Here is a 14,179-nt window from a genome sequence, read left to right on the forward strand (position 1 = left end):
ACGGCGGCGCCGGGCGACGGGCTAAAGTGCCGTATGCCCACCTCGGAAGCCGCCGCCATCGCCGCCGAACTGCGCACGGCGATGGGCAAGCTCACCCGACGCGTCAAGCACGAGGACCGGATCCCTTTGGGCCAGGTCGCCGTGCTCGGCGCGCTCGACCGCGACGGCGCCATGACCACCAGCGACCTCGCGGCCGACCAGCGCGTGCGCCCCCAGTCGATGGCCAGGGCGGTGGGGCTGCTCATGGAACAGGACCTGGTCACGCGCCGGGCGCACCCCACCGACGGCCGCAAGTCGCTGGTCGAGCTGTCGGACGCGGGCCGGGCGGCGCTCGAAGCGGAGCGCGGCCGCAGGGTCGGCTGGCTCGCGCAGGCGATCGACGCCGAACTCGACGACGAGGAGCGGGAGCTGCTCGCACGGAGCGCCACGTTGCTGGAGCGACTCGCCACCCGCTAGTGGAATTTTCAACCACACGGCTCTGTTGCAGGCCTCGAAGGAGGCAGACAGTGGAGCGAACAGTGGACATGACGTACTACGGCCACGGCACGCCGGCGGAGCGCTGGGAGCGGGCGCGGCTGTTCTTCGACGCCAAGGAGTACGCGACGGCGGCGCGCGTCCTGGTCACCCTGGTCGACGAGGTGCCGGAGCAGGTCGCCCCGCGTCTGTTGCTGGCCCGCGCCTACTACCACTCGGCCCAACTGGTGCGTGCCGAGGCCGCGTTGCGCGAGGTCCTCGAACTCGACCCGGTGGAAAGCTACGCACGGCTCATGCTGGGGCGCACGTTGCAGCGGCAGGGTCGCCCGGACGACGCGCGGCCGCATCTGCGGCTGGCGGCCGCACTGACCGGGGACTCCGGCCAAGCGTGAGTCCGTGACGGGCAGACGCCCGTGTGTCCGTAACGGGCACGCGGGCCGCGCACGCTCTACCGTCATCCGTACGACCCGCCGCTGCGGCAGCGGCGGGCACGGATGACGGTGAGGACCATGATGGGCAAGATCATCTGGATGATGTCCGTGTCCCTGGACGGCTTCATGGAGGGGCCGGAACGTGACCTCGACTGGAGCTTGGTCGACGACGAACTGCACCGCCACTTCAACGAGAAGGCGGCCCGCATGGGCGCGTTCTTCGAGGGGCGCGTCACCTGGGAACTGATGGCCTCGGTCTGGCCGACCGCGGACGACGAGCCGGAGTTCACCGAGGCGATGCGGGAGTTCGCCCCCATCTGGCGCACCATGCCCAAGTACGTGTTCTCCCGGACGCTGGAGCGGGCCGACTGGAACACCACGATCGTGCGCGAGGTGGAACCCACCGAGATCCGGGCCCTGTGCGAGAAATCCGACGGGGACGTGGTGGTGGGTGGCGCCGACCTCGCCTCGACGTTCCTGCGCGAGGGGCTGGTCGACGAGATCCATGTCTACGTCCACCCGGTGCTGATCGGCCGGGGCAAGCCGATGTTCCAGCCGACGGACATCAAGACGGACCTGAGACTCGCCGGAACCCACACCTTCGGCAGCGGCGTCGTCCTGCTCCGCTACGAACTCGGCGGCTAGAGAACACCTGTGGGCGCGTCGCACCTGCCCGGCCGCCGCGACGCCCGCCTCACCGCCAGATGGCCTCCGCCACAGCCACCCCCGCGAAAGCCGCGCCCAGGCCCACCGCCACGCTGCCCAGCGCGTTGGCCGCCGCCTTGACGCTTGCGCCACGCTCGGCCAGGCGCAGGGTCTCGTACGAGAACGTCGAGTACGTCGTCAGCGCGCCGCACAGACCCGTGCCGAGGAACAGGTGGGTGTGGGCCGTCGCGGCGCCTGCCATGACCGCCCCGGTGAGCAGGCCGAGGATCAGGCAGCCCACCGCGTTGACCGTGAACGTGCCCCAGGGGAAGGCCGTTCTGTGCCGCCTCTGCACGGTGCGGTCCGTGAGGTAGCGCAGGGGGGCGCCGAGCATGCCGCCGGCGAGGACGAGCAGCCAGTTCATGTCCGCCTCCACGCCACCGCGCGGCGCGTGGTCCACGCCGCGCACCAGACCGCCGCGAGGGCCGCGAGCAGGGTCACGCCCAGGTAGGCGATTCCGGTGCGGGGGTGGCCCTCGCGGACCAGGCGCTCGATGTCCACCGCGTACGTCGAGAACGTGGTGAAGCCGCCGAGGACGCCGGTGCCGAGGAACGGCCGCACCAGGCGGTGTGCCGTCCGTGCCTCCGTGACCAGCACCATGAGCACGCCGATCGCCGCGCATCCCGCGGCGTTCACCACGAGGGTCGTCCAGGGGAACGTGAGGGGGGCGGTCGGCCAGATCTCGGATGCGGCGTAGCGGGCGGTCGCGCCCAGGCCGCCGCCGAGGGAGACCGCCGCGATGATCTGTCCCTGGCCGTGCGTCAGTTCGCGGCGCTGCGCGGCCACGGACAGGTCGATGTCCGGGTCGGTGGGTTCGTCCGCCGACCCGGGCCGTTCAGCTCGCATGGGTTCCACGCTGTCCGGCGGTCCGGCCGGACACCGCGTCACGGGGCCGGTCCTGCAGGGCGCGTACGAGACCGGTGACGAGCTCCGCGCGCTCCGCCATGGCCGCGACCACCAGGTACTCGTGGTCGGCGTGGGCCCCTCCCCCGACGGCGCCGAGTCCGTCCAGCGTCGGCACGCCGAGCGCGGCCGTGAAGTTGCCGTCGCTCCCGCCGCCGACCGACCGGCCTTCCACGCCCGGCATCAGTCGCCGCGCCACGGCGAAGAGTTCGGCCGACGCGGACTCGGGCATCGGGGGGCGTCCGACGGATCCGCGGACGGTAATGTGCGCGCCGTCGAGGTGCGGCGTCAGGGCCGCGAACGCGGACTCGACGCGCTCCTTCTCCTCGCCCGTCGCGACGCGGACGTCGACGACGATCGTCGCCTCGGCGGGGACCACGTTGTCCAGCGTGCCCGCGGACGCGACGGTCGGCGTGACGGTGGTGCCGATATCGGGGCGCCCGAGCGCCGCGATGTCGAGGACCTGGTGTGCCGCTTCGATGAGGGCGTTGACGCCCGCCTCGGGTTCGAGTCCGGCGTGCGCGGCACGGCCCGTGACGGTCACCTCGAACGTCCCGCATCCCTTGCGTCCCGTCTTGAGTCCGCCGCCCTCGGCCGCGCCCTCGAAGACCAGGGCGGCGCCGCAGGCGAGGGCGCGTTCCTCGATGAGGGCGCGGGAGGTGCGGGAGCCGACCTCCTCGTCGGCGGTCACCAGGATCTCCACGCCGGTCAGGTCGTCGAGCGCCGCGAGGCCGTGGACGGCCTGCACGAGACCGCCCAGCATGTCGAAGACCCCGGGGCCTGTCGCGTGCCCGTCCTCGACCTCGAAGGGGCGGCGCGCGAGGGTGCCGAGCGGAAACACCGTGTCGTGGTGGCCGAGGACGAGCACCCGGGGGTCACCGCCGCCCGACCAGTGCACGTGCGGCCCGGCCTCGCTGTCGACCAGCACGGCCCGTCCGCCGAGCCGCTTCTCGACGACCGCGGCGACGGCGTACGCCGAGGCGGTCAGGGCGTCGACGTCGCGGGAGGGCGACTCCACCTCGACCAGCGTCCTGAGGTCATCGATCATCGCGTCGACGTTCACGTCGGCTGCCTTGTGGTGCGTCACGCCGCAAGAATACGTGGCGGTCGATCACGGCCCGCGGCGCGCGACGGGCGCCGCCACCTTCGGCGGCCAGGCCGCGGGATCCAGCAACCCCAGTACGTACGCCCGCGCCACCAGCGCCGTGCGGTTCGGTGCCTGGAGGCGCCGGCAGAGCCGCGTGAGGTGGTAGTTGACGCCGTCGACGCCGATCCCGACCGTGCGCGCCACGACCGATGTCGTGGCGCCGCCGGCCACCAGGCGCAGGACGCGGGCCTCCTGCGCGCTCAGGGCGGGGTGGGCCAGCTCCGCTCCCGTACCGCCCGCGCCGGGCGGGGTGCCCTCGCCCGTCGGCTCCGCCCGCTCCTCGGCCACGCGCAGCGTCACCAGCAGGGGCGGGGTCTCCTCCAGCGGGTCGGTGACCGGTTCGACGGTCACCTGACCGTGCCGGGCCGCGCCCCGCACCCGCCACGTCGCCTCGACGGGGTAACGGGATCTGCGGCCGGAGCGCATGGCCTCGTCGAGCTTGCGGAGCTGCCGTTCGTTGGTGGGCGTGAGCAGTTCGAGCAGCAGGCGGTTCGCGACGCGGCCCGGCTGGAGGCCCAGGGCCGCGGCGAACGCCGGGTTGGCGACGGAGACGAGACCGTCGGCGCCTGCGATGGCGGTCGGGGTGGGGGAACGGTCGAGCAGGCTGAGGAAGCGGCCCCGCCAGACGGCGGCGTCGGCGACCTTCTCCGCCCTGTCGCCGGGGCCGCCGCACGCTTCGCCCGTGTCACTCACATCCATCACTTCCCGCACACATCACGCACCTCCCGCGCACCACGACCGGCCCGTACCGCCACTCGCACAGTTGCGCGCTCCGCGCGCAAGCGCCGGGAGGGAAAAGACCCCTACAAGATTATGTAGTTCTCGGGCCGGATCACGCGCCGGGGCGGGCCACGGTAGGAGCGGCGCCCCCCTTCCGGGCGCTCAACTCCCCTGCGTCCACGGGAAGAGGCACTGGCCCATGAGCGAAGAACACACCGTCGAGATCTACGGTCTGCGGGACCACCCCGACCTCGTACTGCCCACCGTCGACGTGACGGCGGCCGGGCCCACCGACACCCCGATCCAGCAGTCCGTGGAACTCGCGCGGCGGCACGGCCCCTTCTACGTCCGCCGGTACCACGGGCGCGAGACCGTCTGGGTCAGCTCGCTGGAGCTGGTCGAGGAGCTCGCCGACGAGACCCGGTTCGCCAAGGGCATCGGGCCCGCCCTGGAGAACGTGCGCGGCATCGCCGGTGACGGCCTCTTCACGGCGTACGACGACGAGCCCAACTGGGCCAAGGCGCACGACATCCTGCTCCCCGCCTTCGCCATGAACTCGATGCGGACGTACCACCCGCACATGCTGCGTGTGGCCCGGCGCCTCATCGCCTCCTGGGACGGCCGGTTCACGCCCGGCGCCGCCGTGGCGGGGCCGGTGGAGGTCTCGGAGGACATGACCAGGATGACGCTGGACACCATCGGCCTGGCCGGCTTCGGCTACGACTTCGAGTCGTTCGCGCGCACCGATCCGCACCCCTTCGTGCAGGCGCTCGTACGGGGCCTGGCGCACAGTCAGGCGAAGCTGGCGCGCGACCCCGCCGGGGAGTACGCGCGGGAGGACGCGGCGTTCGAGGCCGACGCGGCCTTCCTCGCCCGGGTCGTCGACGAGGTGATCGAGACCCGCAAGGCGTCGGGCGACACCTCCACCGACGACCTGCTCGGCCTGATGCTCAACTCGCCGCACCCCGAGAGCGGCGAGGCCCTGGACGAGGCGAACATCCGCAACCAGGTCATCACGTTCCTCATCGCCGGCCACGAGACGACCTCGGGCACCCTCTCCTTCGCCCTGCACCACCTGGTCAAGAACCCCGCCGTGCTGCATCTCGCGCAGGCCGAGGTGGACGCGGTGTGGGGCGACGACCCGGATCCCGAGCCGACGTACGAGGACGTGGGCAGGCTGCGCTATGTGCGCCAGGTGCTCAACGAGGCGCTGCGGCTGTGGCCCACCGCCCCGGCGTTCCAGCGCCGGGCCCGCGTCGACACGACCCTCGGCGGACGCCACCCGGTCAGGGCGGGCCAGAGCGTCGTGGTGCTCACGCCGATGCTGCACCGCGACCTGGTCTGGGGCGACAACGTGGAGGAGTTCGACCCGGACCGCTTCGCGCCGGAAGCCGAGGCGGCCCGCTCCCCGCACGCGTACAAGCCGTTCGGGACGGGTGAACGCGCCTGCATCGGGCGGCAGTTCGCGCTGCACGAGGCCACCATGCTGCTCGGCATGCTGGTGCACCGCTACCGGTTCATCGACCACGCCGACTACCGCCTGAAGGTCAAGGAGACCCTCACCCTCAAGCCCGACGGCTTCACCATGACCCTCGCGGCGCGCACCCCGCAGGACCGTGCGCGGAGCCTCGCCGCCGCCGGCCGGACGGCCGCGCTCGCCGGCGGCGCGGGCACGGAGTCGCAGGCCGCGGCGCCGGACGACGGTCTGCCGACGCGGGCCCTGCCCGGCACCGCCCTGACGCTGCTGCACGGCTCCAACTTCGGGACGTGCCGCGGATACGCCGAGCAGCTCGGCGATATGGCCGCCGACCTGGGCTTCGACGTGCGCGTCGCCCCGCTCGACGAGGCCGCGGGCGCGTGGGACGCCGGCTCCCCCGTGGTGATCGTCGCCGCCTCCTACAACGGCAGGCCCACCGACGACGCGGGCGCGTTCGTCTCCTGGCTGGAGAAGGCGGCGCCGGACGCCGCCGCCGGTGTGCCGTACGCGGTCCTCGGCGTCGGGGACCGCAACTGGTCCGCGACCTACCAGCGGGTGCCGACCCTCATCGACGACCGGCTCGCGGCCGCGGGCGCGAGTCGCCTCCTGGAGCGCGCCGAGGCCGACGCATCCGGGGACCTCGCCGGGTCGGTGGACCGCTTCACCGCGGCGCTCCGCGCCACGCTGCTGCGGCGGTACGGGGACCCGGAGAGTGTCGGGGCCGCCGGCACCGCCGCCCCGGTCAGGACGTACGACGTCGTGGAGGTGTGCGGCGGGCCGCTGGACGCGTTGGACGCCCGGCACGGCACCCTGCCCATGACGGTCACGGAGACCGCCGACCTGGTCGACCTCGCCCATCCGCTGGCCCGCGCGAAGCGGTTCCTGCGGGTGGCGCTGCCCGACGGCACGGCCTACCGCACCGCCGACCACCTGGCCGTCCTGCCCGTCAACGACCCCGCGACGGTCGAGCGCGCCGCGGCCGCCTTCGGGGTCGGCCTGGACGCGGTCCTCAACATCCGGGCGCACCGGCCCAGCCGCACCACCCTGCCGCTCGACCGCCCGGTCGCCGTCCGTGAACTCCTCGGCCGGTACGTGGAGTTGCGGGACGCCCCGAGCGCCGCGCAGGTGGCGCTGCTCGCCGACCACAACCCGTGTCCGCCCGAGCAGGCCGCGCTGCGGCAACTGGCGGGCGACCCGGAGGCGTTGGCGGCGTGGCGGGGCAACCTCCTCGATCTGGTCGAGGACCACCCGGCGCTGCGCGGGCAGTTGGCGTGGCCGGTGCTGCTCGACCTGCTGCCGCCGGTCCGGCCGCGCCACTACTCCATCTCGTCGTCGCCCTCCGTCGCCCCGGGCCACGCCGAGCTGATGGTCTCGCTGCTCTCGGCACCGGACCGCGCCGGGCGCGGCACGTTCCGCGGCACCGGCTCCTCGTACCTGCACGGTCTGCGGCCCGGCGACGTCCTGCACGCGCGCGTGCAGCCGTGCAGGGACGACTTCCGGATCGCGGCCGACGCATCGACTCCGCTCATCATGGTGGGGGCGGGCACGGGGCTCGCGCCGTTCCGCGGAGCCATCGCCGACCGGGTGCAGCGGCTGCGCGACGGTGGGCGACTCGCGCCCGCGCTCTGCTACTTCGGGTGCGACCACCCCGACGTGGACTATCTGCACCGCGCGGAGCTGGCGGAGGCGGACCGCATGGGCGCGGTGTCGATGCGCCCCGCGTTCTCCCGTGCGCCCGAGAACGACCTGCTCTTCGTCCAGCACCGGATCGCGGCCGAGGCCGACGAGGTCTGGGAGCTGCTCGAGTCGGGCGGCCGGGTGTACGTGTGCGGTGACGGCGCGCGGATGGCGCCGGGGGTCCGCGAGGCGTTCAAGGGACTGCACACGAAGTTCACCGGCGGTGACGCGGGCGCGGCCGAGGCGTGGTGGCGGGAGCTGGTCGCCGCGGGGCGCTACGTCGAGGACGTCTACGCCGGCGGCTGACCGCTCCCGCCAGTGCCGTCAGCCCCGGTAGGTCTCCAGGAGCCGCAGCCACACCTCGCTGATCGTGGGGTAGGCGGGGACCGCGTGCCACAGGCGGTCCAGCGGGATCTCGCCGGCGACGGCCATCGTCGCCGAGTGGATGAGTTCGCCGACGCCGGGGCCGACGAACGTGACGCCGAGCAGGATCTCGCGGTCCAGATCGACGATCATGCGGGCGCGGCCCCGGTAGCCGTCGGCGTACAGGCCCGCGCCCGCGACGCCGGACATGTCGTAGTCCACGGCCCGGACGCGGTGCCCTGCGGCCTCCGCCTCGGCGAGGGTGAGGCCCGCGGAGGCCGCCTCGGGGTCGGTGAAGACGACCTGCGGGACGGCCGCGTGGTCCGCCGTCGCGGAGTGGGCGCCCCAGCGGTCGGTCTCCAGGAGCGGGACGCCCTGGGCGCGGGCGGCAATGGCGGCGCCCGCGATGCGGGCCTGGTACTTGCCCTGGTGGGTGAGGAGCGCGCGGTGGTTCGCGTCGCCGACCGCGTACAGCCAGTCGCTGCCCTCGACGCGCAGGCTCTCGTCGACCGGCAGCCAGGAGCCCGGCTCGAGGCCGACGGTCTCCAGGCCGATGTCCTCGGTGCGCGGGGCGCGGCCGGTGGCGAAGAGGATCTCGTCGGCCTGGAGCGTCGAGCCGTCGTCCAGGGTGGCGGTGACCGTGCCGTTCTCGCGCGCGACCGCGGTGACGGACACGCCGGAGCGGACCTCGGCGCCCGCCTCGGTGAGCGCCTCCTGCACCAGTTCGCCCGCGAAGGGCTCCATGCGGGGCAGCAGGCCGCCGCCGCGCACCAGCACGGTCACCTGCGCGCCCAGGGCCTGCCAGGCGGTGGCCATCTCCACCGCGACGACGCCGCCGCCGACCACCAGGAGCCGGCCGGGCACCCGGTCGGCGCTGGTGGCCTCGCGGCTGGTCCACGGCTTGACGTCGGCGAGCCCGGCCAGGTCGGGCAGGGCGGCGCGGGTTCCGGTGCAGACGGCCACCGCGTGCCGGGCCCGCAGGGTGCGTTCCGTGCCGTCCTTGCCGGTGACGGTGACCGTGCGGGGGCCCGCGAGGCGGCCGTGGCCCCGGTGCAGGTCGACGCCGACGCCCTCCAGCCAGCCGACCTGACCGTCGTCCTTCCAGTGCGAGGTGTACGCGTCACGGTGCGCGAGGACCGCGGGGGCGTCGAGGGGGCCCTGCACGGACTGGCGCAGACCGGGCACGCGGCGGGCGTCCGCGCGGGCGATGACGGGCCGCAGCAGGGCCTTGCTGGGCATGCACGCCCAGTAGGAGCACTCGCCGCCGACGAGCTCGCTCTCCACGATGGCGGCGCTGAGCCCGGCGGCGCGGGCCCGGTCCGCCACGTTCTCGCCCACGGGACCTGCTCCGATGACTACTACGTCGTATGTGATGGCATCCGTCATGAGGACAGTCTGTCGGCAGGTGTGCGCCGTGGCCACATGGGTACGCGCGCCGAATGCGCCGGTGCACATGCGGCACCTTCCGCGCGCACGACAGGCGGAATACGTCCGCATCATCGGCCGTTGTGCACAGCGGCTACGCCCGACAGCAGGAAGTAGGGAAACACCATGAGCAACGCGACCGTGGAGCTCACCAAGGAGAACTTCGACCAGACGGTGACGGACAACGGATTCGTCCTGATCGACTTCTGGGCCGAGTGGTGCGGGCCGTGCAAGCAGTTCGCCCCCGTGTACGAGAAGGCCGCCGAGGCCAACCCCGACCTGGTCTTCGCCAAGGTCGACACGGAGGCGCAGCCCGAGCTCGCCCAGGCCTTCAACATCCAGTCGATCCCGACGCTGATGATCGTCCGCGACCAGGTGGCGGTGTTCGCCCAGCCGGGCGCGCTGCCCGAGGCCGCGCTCACGGACGTCATCGGCCAGGCCAGGAACCTGGACATGGACGAGGTGCGCCGTCAGGTCGCCGAGGAGCAGGCCCAGCAGGCTCAGCAGGGCCAGCCGGAGCAGTAGGCCGCCGAACGGGTCGCAGCCGTCAGCTGGACTCGCGGTGCACGACGTCCGCTCCGAGCACGTCGTGCACCTCGGGTTCGGCGCCCGGGTCGCGCACCACGCGGTCGACGAGCTCGGCGAGGCCGCGGCCGGACGGCAGCTCGATCCGGACGGTGCTGAGCCGGGGTCTGAGGAGCCGCCCCAGCATCAGGTCGTCCGAGCCGATCACGGCCGTCTCCTGCGGTATGGCGACGCCCTCGTCCTGCAGGGCGCGCATCAGGAGCATCGCGTACTCGTCGTTGTACGCGAAGACGGCGTCGACGCCGAGAGCGGGCCAGCGCGCCGCGAGCCGGGCCGCGGACTCCTCGTCGTAGGCGAGCGGCAGCTCGGTGACGGAGGCGCCGGCGGTCCCCGTCTTCCGCACCGCCTGGCGCACCCCTTCGAGGCGGGGGCCCGAGAAGTGTTCCAGGCCCGGTTCCTCGGGGACTATGACGCCTATGCTGCGGCGGCCGCGGGCCAGGAAGTGCAGGGCCGCGGCCTCGCCGACCCTGCGGCCGTCCATGAGCAGGGCGTGCGCGCCCTCCACGCGGTGCGGTCCGAGGGTGAAGACGGCTCGGGCGCCGGACCGCTTCAGGACGCTCACGCCGCGCGGGCCGACCGCGGAGGCGTCGGGGGCCAGGACGGCGACGGGCCGCAGCTCGGCCCAGGCGCGGGCCGCGTCCTCGCCGGTCAGGCCGAGACTCGCGTACTGCACGACGGTGTAGTCGAGCCGGCCGAGCGCCCACTGCAGTTCGTTGAAGAACGCGCTGAAGAGCGGGCCGACCGGGATCTCCGCGGTGGGCATCAGGACCATGCGGCTGTGTCCGGCGCGCAGGCTGCGGGCCGCGGCGTGCGGGACGTAGCCGAGTTCCCTGGCCGCCTCGTGGACGCGGCGGCGGGTGGGTTCGCTGATACGGACGGCGCTGGTGTTGTTCAGGACGTACGAGACGGTGGCGCGGGAGACCCCCGCCAGGCGGGCGACGTCGGCGCTCGTCGGCACGGAGCGCTGCGCGGACTGCTGCTTCGGTATCTGCACCATGGCCCCGTCATCCTCGCAGACCCGGGCCCGGTGTCCACGGCCGGGCGGCAGTGTGAACTTCCCTGCGCGCGTTCCGCGTTGTGCTACTCGCCGGTTAACGTTCGGGCACCCGTCGTCGAGCGAAGGTGTCCCCCACATGACTGCCGACCGTGCCGAGGGCCTGGCGCGCACCGCCCGCGCGCTGGCCGAGGGAGAGGTGTCCGCGCGCGCCCTGACCGAGCGGACGCTGGCCAGGATCGAGGCGTCGCAGCCCGTGCTGAACGCCTTCAAGCTGGTGCGGGCCGAGGCCGCGCTCGCCGAAGCGGACGCCGCAGACCGGGAGTTGGCGGCCGGGGGCGCCGGGCCGGGGCGGCCGCTGCTCGGCGTTCCGCTGGCTGTGAAGGACGACATGGACGTGGCGGGCGAGCCCACCGCGTTCGGCTGCAGGGGCGACTTCCCGCCGAAGGCGGCGGACGCGGAGGCGGTGCGCAGGCTCCGGGCGGCCGGGGCGGTGATCGTCGGCAAGACCAACACGTGCGAGCTGGGGCAGTGGCCGTTCACGGAGGGGCCGGGCTTCGGCGACACCCGTAACCCGTGGAACACCGGTCACACGCCCGGCGGCTCGTCGGGCGGCTCGGCCGCGGCGGTCGCCGCGGGCCTGGTGCCCGCGGCGCTGGGCTCGGACGGCGCGGGCTCGGTGCGGATCCCGGCGGCCTGGACGCATCTGGTCGGGATCAAACCGCAGCGCGGCCGGATATCGACGTGGCCGTGGCCCGAGGCGTTCCAGGGCATCACCGTCAACGGCCCGCTCGCCAGGACCGTCGCGGACGCCGCGCTGCTCCTGGACGCGGCGAGCGGCAGCCACGCGGGCGATCTGCACCGGCCGCCCGCCGTGCGGGCCGCTGAGGCCGCGACGCGCGATCCGGGGCGGCTGCGTGTCGCCCTGTCGCTGCGGATGCCGTTCACGGCGACGGCCAAGCGGCTGCACCCGGTGGTGCGGGACCGGGTGGTGGCGCTCGCGGAACGGCTCGCGGCGCTCGGGCACGACGTGACGGAGGCCGACCCGCGCTACGGCCAGATCGGCCTGACGTTCGTGCCGCGGGCCACGGTGGGCATCGCGGAGTGGTGCCGTCACGTGCCGGACGTCTCCCTCCTCGACCGGCGCACCCGGGAAGCGGCCCGGATGGGGCGGCTGTTGGGCGGCGCCCCGCTGCGGCTGGCGCGCCGCTCGGAGGCCGCGCTGCACCGGCAGGTGGGCGCCGTCTTCTCGACGTACGACGTGGTGCTCGCGCCGACGACGGCCGCTCCCCCGCCGCGCGTCGGCACGCTCGCCGCGATGAACGGCTGGCGGACCGACCAGGCGATGATCGCCGCGTGCCCCTACGCCTGGCCGTGGAACGTGCTCGGCTGGCCGGGCATCAACGTGCCCGCCGGGCGCACCCCGGGCGGCCTCCCGGTCGGCGCCCAGCTGCTGGGCCCGGCGGGCAGCGAGCCGCTTCTGGTCTCCCTGGCCGCGCAGTTGGAGGCGGACCAGCGGTGGTACGAGCGGTGGCCCGCGCCGCTGCCGGACGCGGCGCAGGCACCGTAGCCGCCGTCACGGAGCGCTGTCACGGAGCGCCGTCGCGCCGGCCCTCATGGTTTCGCCAGTTCCGCCCACAGGGCCGGGTCCTCGAAGCCGAGGGCCCACAGCGCGGTGTTGCGCACGCCGTGCCTGCGCAGCACGGGCAGGTGCGCCGCGGTGCCGCGCGCGTCCTGGTACCAGACCGTGCGCTCGGTCCCGCCGTCCCGGTACGTGAAGTGGGGGGTGCTGGAGGCGGGGTCGATGCGGTAGGCCGCGCCCACCTTGGCGCGCAGGGCCTCCGCCTCCCGGGATGTCACGTGCCGGGCGCGCTCGCGCGAGCCGACGGCCCAGTCCCAGCCGTAGGCGGGCAGCCCCATCTCCAGTTTGTCGCGCGGCACTTCGGCGGTGGCGTTGCGCAGGATCTCGTCGTACCAGGCCGGGGTGGACAGGGGGCCCGGGGTGCCCTCCGCCGAGTGCAGGTTGTACGCCATCACGCGGAGCCGGTCGGCGGCGGCGCCGAGCCGCCGGTAGTCCCAGACGCGGCCGGTGCCCGCGGTCTTCGGCGAGACGGTGACGACACAGCTCTTGCGCAGCTCGTGCAGGCGGCGGCACAGGTCGGTGACCAGCGTGGCGTAACCGTCCCTGACCTTCGCGTACTCCGCGTCCGAGGTGATCGCGATGGATTCGTAGTCGAGGTCGAGCCCGTCATAGGCGTGCCCGCGCACGATGCCGAGGAGGGTCTCGATGTGGGCGGCGCGGCCGCGGGGGTCGGTGACCACGGCGGCGAGGGCGCCGCGCGGCAGGGTCTCCATGACGGTCGGCACCACCTTGATGCCGGCCCGGTGCAGCCCGTCGATGACCTTCTGGTCCTCCGCTCCGGAGTGCGGTTCGACCTTTCCTGCCGCCTTCGCCTGGTACCAGAAGGGGCTGACGGTGTGCAGCTGGGCGGCGTGGTCCAGGGCGCTCCGGTACGCGGCCGCCCGGTCCCAGTACGGCAGCCAGGCGGAGACGGTGCGCGGCGGTGCGGCCGCGCCGGGAACGGGGTCCGGGGCGGGGGCCGCGGGGTCGGACGCGGCGGGCAGCGGCGTGAGGACGCAGCCCGCGACGGCGAGGGCGGTGAGGAACCGGGCGTTGCGGAGGGGGCGGAACACCATGGGGTGAGCCTGCGGCCCGACCGTCTCTCCCGCGCTGCGGACTGGGCCGGACAGGTTCTACGGTGGCCCGTGTGACTGCTTTCATCGATGACCCGCACCTGTCCGACCCGCCCGGCCGCTTCGGCCCCGCCGCGACCACCGAGGCCGACCCGCGTGAGGTGGGCCGGGTGCGCACGGAGTACGCGCCGGACCGCGACGGCGACCCCGACCCGGGTGAGGTCGTCTGGACCTGGGTGCCGTACGAGGAGAACGACGGGCGCGGCAAGGACCGGCCGGTGCTCGTGGTCGCCCGCGAGGCGTCGGGGACGCTGCTCGCCGTGCAGTTGTCGAGCAAGCGGCACTCCGGTGACCGGGACTGGGTGCCGATCGGCAGCGGGCCGTGGGACCGGGAGGGCCGGGATTCGTGGGTGGACGTCGACCGGGTGCTGCGGGTGCACGAGCGCGGGATGCGGCGTGAGGCGTGTGCGCTCGACCGCATGCGGTTCAACCTCGTCGTACTCCGCCTGAAGGAGCGGTACGGCTGGCGCTGAGCCCGGGTGGGGCGTCGGCGGCGGGTGGCGCGGCGGGAATTCCCGGTGTGA

14 protein-coding genes are annotated in these 14,179 nt (G+C 74.0%); 7 read left to right on the forward strand and 7 right to left on the reverse strand.

Annotated elements, in window-relative coordinates:
* Positions 1-33: 33 nt before the first annotated feature.
* From ACZ6CV_RS13600 to ACZ6CV_RS13610, 3 genes are all read left to right on the forward strand, one after another.
* Positions 34-456 carry a MarR family winged helix-turn-helix transcriptional regulator gene (locus ACZ6CV_RS13600; RefSeq protein WP_362361812.1) on the forward strand — a complete coding sequence of 141 codons (423 nt, stop codon included), beginning with the start codon at positions 34-36 and terminating at the stop codon, positions 454-456.
* Positions 457-518: 62 nt separating this feature from the next.
* Positions 519-866: a tetratricopeptide repeat protein gene (locus ACZ6CV_RS13605; protein ID WP_469251453.1), complete on the forward strand. Its 348-nt coding sequence runs from the start codon at positions 519-521 to the stop codon at positions 864-866.
* 117 nt (positions 867-983) lie between these two features.
* Positions 984-1,550, forward strand: a complete 567-nt coding sequence (locus tag ACZ6CV_RS13610) for a dihydrofolate reductase family protein (RefSeq protein WP_469250967.1) — start codon at positions 984-986, stop codon at positions 1,548-1,550.
* 49 nt (positions 1,551-1,599) lie between these two features.
* Here the strand turns inward: ACZ6CV_RS13610 and crcB (ACZ6CV_RS13615) are convergent, their stop codons facing one another.
* The 4 genes from crcB (ACZ6CV_RS13615) to ACZ6CV_RS13630 all read right to left on the reverse strand — a co-directional run bounded on the left by crcB (ACZ6CV_RS13615) (position 1,600) and on the right by ACZ6CV_RS13630 (position 4,359).
* Positions 1,600-1,974: a fluoride efflux transporter CrcB gene (gene crcB, locus ACZ6CV_RS13615; RefSeq protein WP_469250968.1), complete on the reverse strand. Its 375-nt coding sequence runs from the start codon at positions 1,972-1,974 to the stop codon at positions 1,600-1,602.
* Positions 1,971-2,456, reverse strand: a complete 486-nt coding sequence (gene crcB / locus ACZ6CV_RS13620) for a fluoride efflux transporter CrcB (protein WP_469250970.1) — start codon at positions 2,454-2,456, stop codon at positions 1,971-1,973. The genes crcB (ACZ6CV_RS13615) and crcB (ACZ6CV_RS13620) overlap by 4 nt, the downstream gene beginning before the upstream one ends.
* Positions 2,446-3,561 (reverse strand): M20 family metallopeptidase, encoded by a 1,116-nt coding sequence (locus ACZ6CV_RS13625; protein ID WP_469251454.1) that lies wholly within the window; start codon positions 3,559-3,561, stop codon positions 2,446-2,448. The genes crcB (ACZ6CV_RS13620) and ACZ6CV_RS13625 overlap by 11 nt, the downstream gene beginning before the upstream one ends.
* Positions 3,562-3,624: 63 nt before the next feature.
* Complete coding sequence (locus ACZ6CV_RS13630; protein ID WP_469250971.1) at positions 3,625-4,359, reverse strand: PAS domain-containing protein; 735 nt, start codon at positions 4,357-4,359, stop codon at positions 3,625-3,627.
* 220 nt (positions 4,360-4,579) lie between these two features.
* On the opposite strand from ACZ6CV_RS13630, the gene ACZ6CV_RS13635 reads away from it, so the two are divergent.
* Positions 4,580-7,840: a bifunctional cytochrome P450/NADPH--P450 reductase gene (locus tag ACZ6CV_RS13635; protein WP_469250972.1), complete on the forward strand. Its 3,261-nt coding sequence runs from the start codon at positions 4,580-4,582 to the stop codon at positions 7,838-7,840.
* Positions 7,841-7,858: 18 nt separating this feature from the next.
* Here the strand turns inward: ACZ6CV_RS13635 and ACZ6CV_RS13640 are convergent, their stop codons facing one another.
* Positions 7,859-9,283, reverse strand: a complete 1,425-nt coding sequence (locus ACZ6CV_RS13640; protein WP_469250973.1) for a dihydrolipoyl dehydrogenase family protein — start codon at positions 9,281-9,283, stop codon at positions 7,859-7,861.
* 165 nt (positions 9,284-9,448) lie between these two features.
* Here ACZ6CV_RS13640 and trxA point away from each other — a divergent pair, with 165 nt between their 5' ends.
* Entirely contained in the window at positions 9,449-9,847 is a 399-nt protein-coding gene (gene trxA, locus ACZ6CV_RS13645; RefSeq protein WP_469250974.1) for a thioredoxin, read from the forward strand.
* Between the two features lie 22 nt (positions 9,848-9,869).
* On the opposite strand, the gene ACZ6CV_RS13650 is transcribed toward trxA, so the two are convergent.
* Positions 9,870-10,904, reverse strand: coding sequence for a LacI family DNA-binding transcriptional regulator (locus ACZ6CV_RS13650; protein ID WP_469250975.1), 1,035 nt, complete (start codon positions 10,902-10,904; stop codon positions 9,870-9,872).
* Positions 10,905-11,040: 136 nt separating this feature from the next.
* Between ACZ6CV_RS13650 and ACZ6CV_RS13655 the strand changes: the two genes are divergently transcribed.
* Positions 11,041-12,471 carry an amidase gene (locus tag ACZ6CV_RS13655; RefSeq protein WP_469250976.1) on the forward strand — a complete coding sequence of 477 codons (1,431 nt, stop codon included), beginning with the start codon at positions 11,041-11,043 and terminating at the stop codon, positions 12,469-12,471.
* Between the two features lie 44 nt (positions 12,472-12,515).
* Here the strand turns inward: ACZ6CV_RS13655 and ACZ6CV_RS13660 are convergent, their stop codons facing one another.
* The gene (locus ACZ6CV_RS13660; protein WP_469250977.1) at positions 12,516-13,598 is read right to left on the reverse strand and encodes a glycosyl hydrolase family 18 protein; all 1,083 of its coding nucleotides are present in this window, start codon (positions 13,596-13,598) and stop codon (positions 12,516-12,518) included.
* A gap of 71 nt (positions 13,599-13,669) precedes the next feature.
* On the opposite strand from ACZ6CV_RS13660, the gene ACZ6CV_RS13665 reads away from it, so the two are divergent.
* Positions 13,670-14,128, forward strand: coding sequence for a type II toxin-antitoxin system PemK/MazF family toxin (locus ACZ6CV_RS13665; protein ID WP_469250978.1), 459 nt, complete (start codon positions 13,670-13,672; stop codon positions 14,126-14,128).
* The last annotated feature ends 51 nt before the right edge of the window (positions 14,129-14,179 follow it).

It is taken from the genome of Streptomyces sp. NPDC041713 (assembly GCF_055591085.1).

Coding starts and splice junctions, on each gene's coding strand:
- ACZ6CV_RS13600 (WP_362361812.1), top strand. CDS start 34: ATGCCCACCTCGGAAGCCGCCGCCATCGCCGCCGAACTGCGCACGGCG.
- ACZ6CV_RS13610 (WP_469250967.1), top strand. CDS start 984: ATGATGGGCAAGATCATCTGGATGATGTCCGTGTCCCTGGACGGCTTC.
- crcB (WP_469250968.1), bottom strand. CDS start 1,974: ATGAACTGGCTGCTCGTCCTCGCCGGCGGCATGCTCGGCGCCCCCCTG.
- crcB (WP_469250970.1), bottom strand. CDS start 2,456: ATGCGAGCTGAACGGCCCGGGTCGGCGGACGAACCCACCGACCCGGAC.
- ACZ6CV_RS13625 (WP_469251454.1), bottom strand. CDS start 3,561: ATGATCGATGACCTCAGGACGCTGGTCGAGGTGGAGTCGCCCTCCCGC.
- ACZ6CV_RS13630 (WP_469250971.1), bottom strand. CDS start 4,359: ATGGATGTGAGTGACACGGGCGAAGCGTGCGGCGGCCCCGGCGACAGG.
- ACZ6CV_RS13635 (WP_469250972.1), top strand. CDS start 4,580: ATGAGCGAAGAACACACCGTCGAGATCTACGGTCTGCGGGACCACCCC.
- ACZ6CV_RS13640 (WP_469250973.1), bottom strand. CDS start 9,283: ATGACGGATGCCATCACATACGACGTAGTAGTCATCGGAGCAGGTCCC.
- trxA (WP_469250974.1), top strand. CDS start 9,449: ATGAGCAACGCGACCGTGGAGCTCACCAAGGAGAACTTCGACCAGACG.
- ACZ6CV_RS13650 (WP_469250975.1), bottom strand. CDS start 10,904: ATGGTGCAGATACCGAAGCAGCAGTCCGCGCAGCGCTCCGTGCCGACG.
- ACZ6CV_RS13655 (WP_469250976.1), top strand. CDS start 11,041: ATGACTGCCGACCGTGCCGAGGGCCTGGCGCGCACCGCCCGCGCGCTG.
- ACZ6CV_RS13660 (WP_469250977.1), bottom strand. CDS start 13,598: ATGGTGTTCCGCCCCCTCCGCAACGCCCGGTTCCTCACCGCCCTCGCC.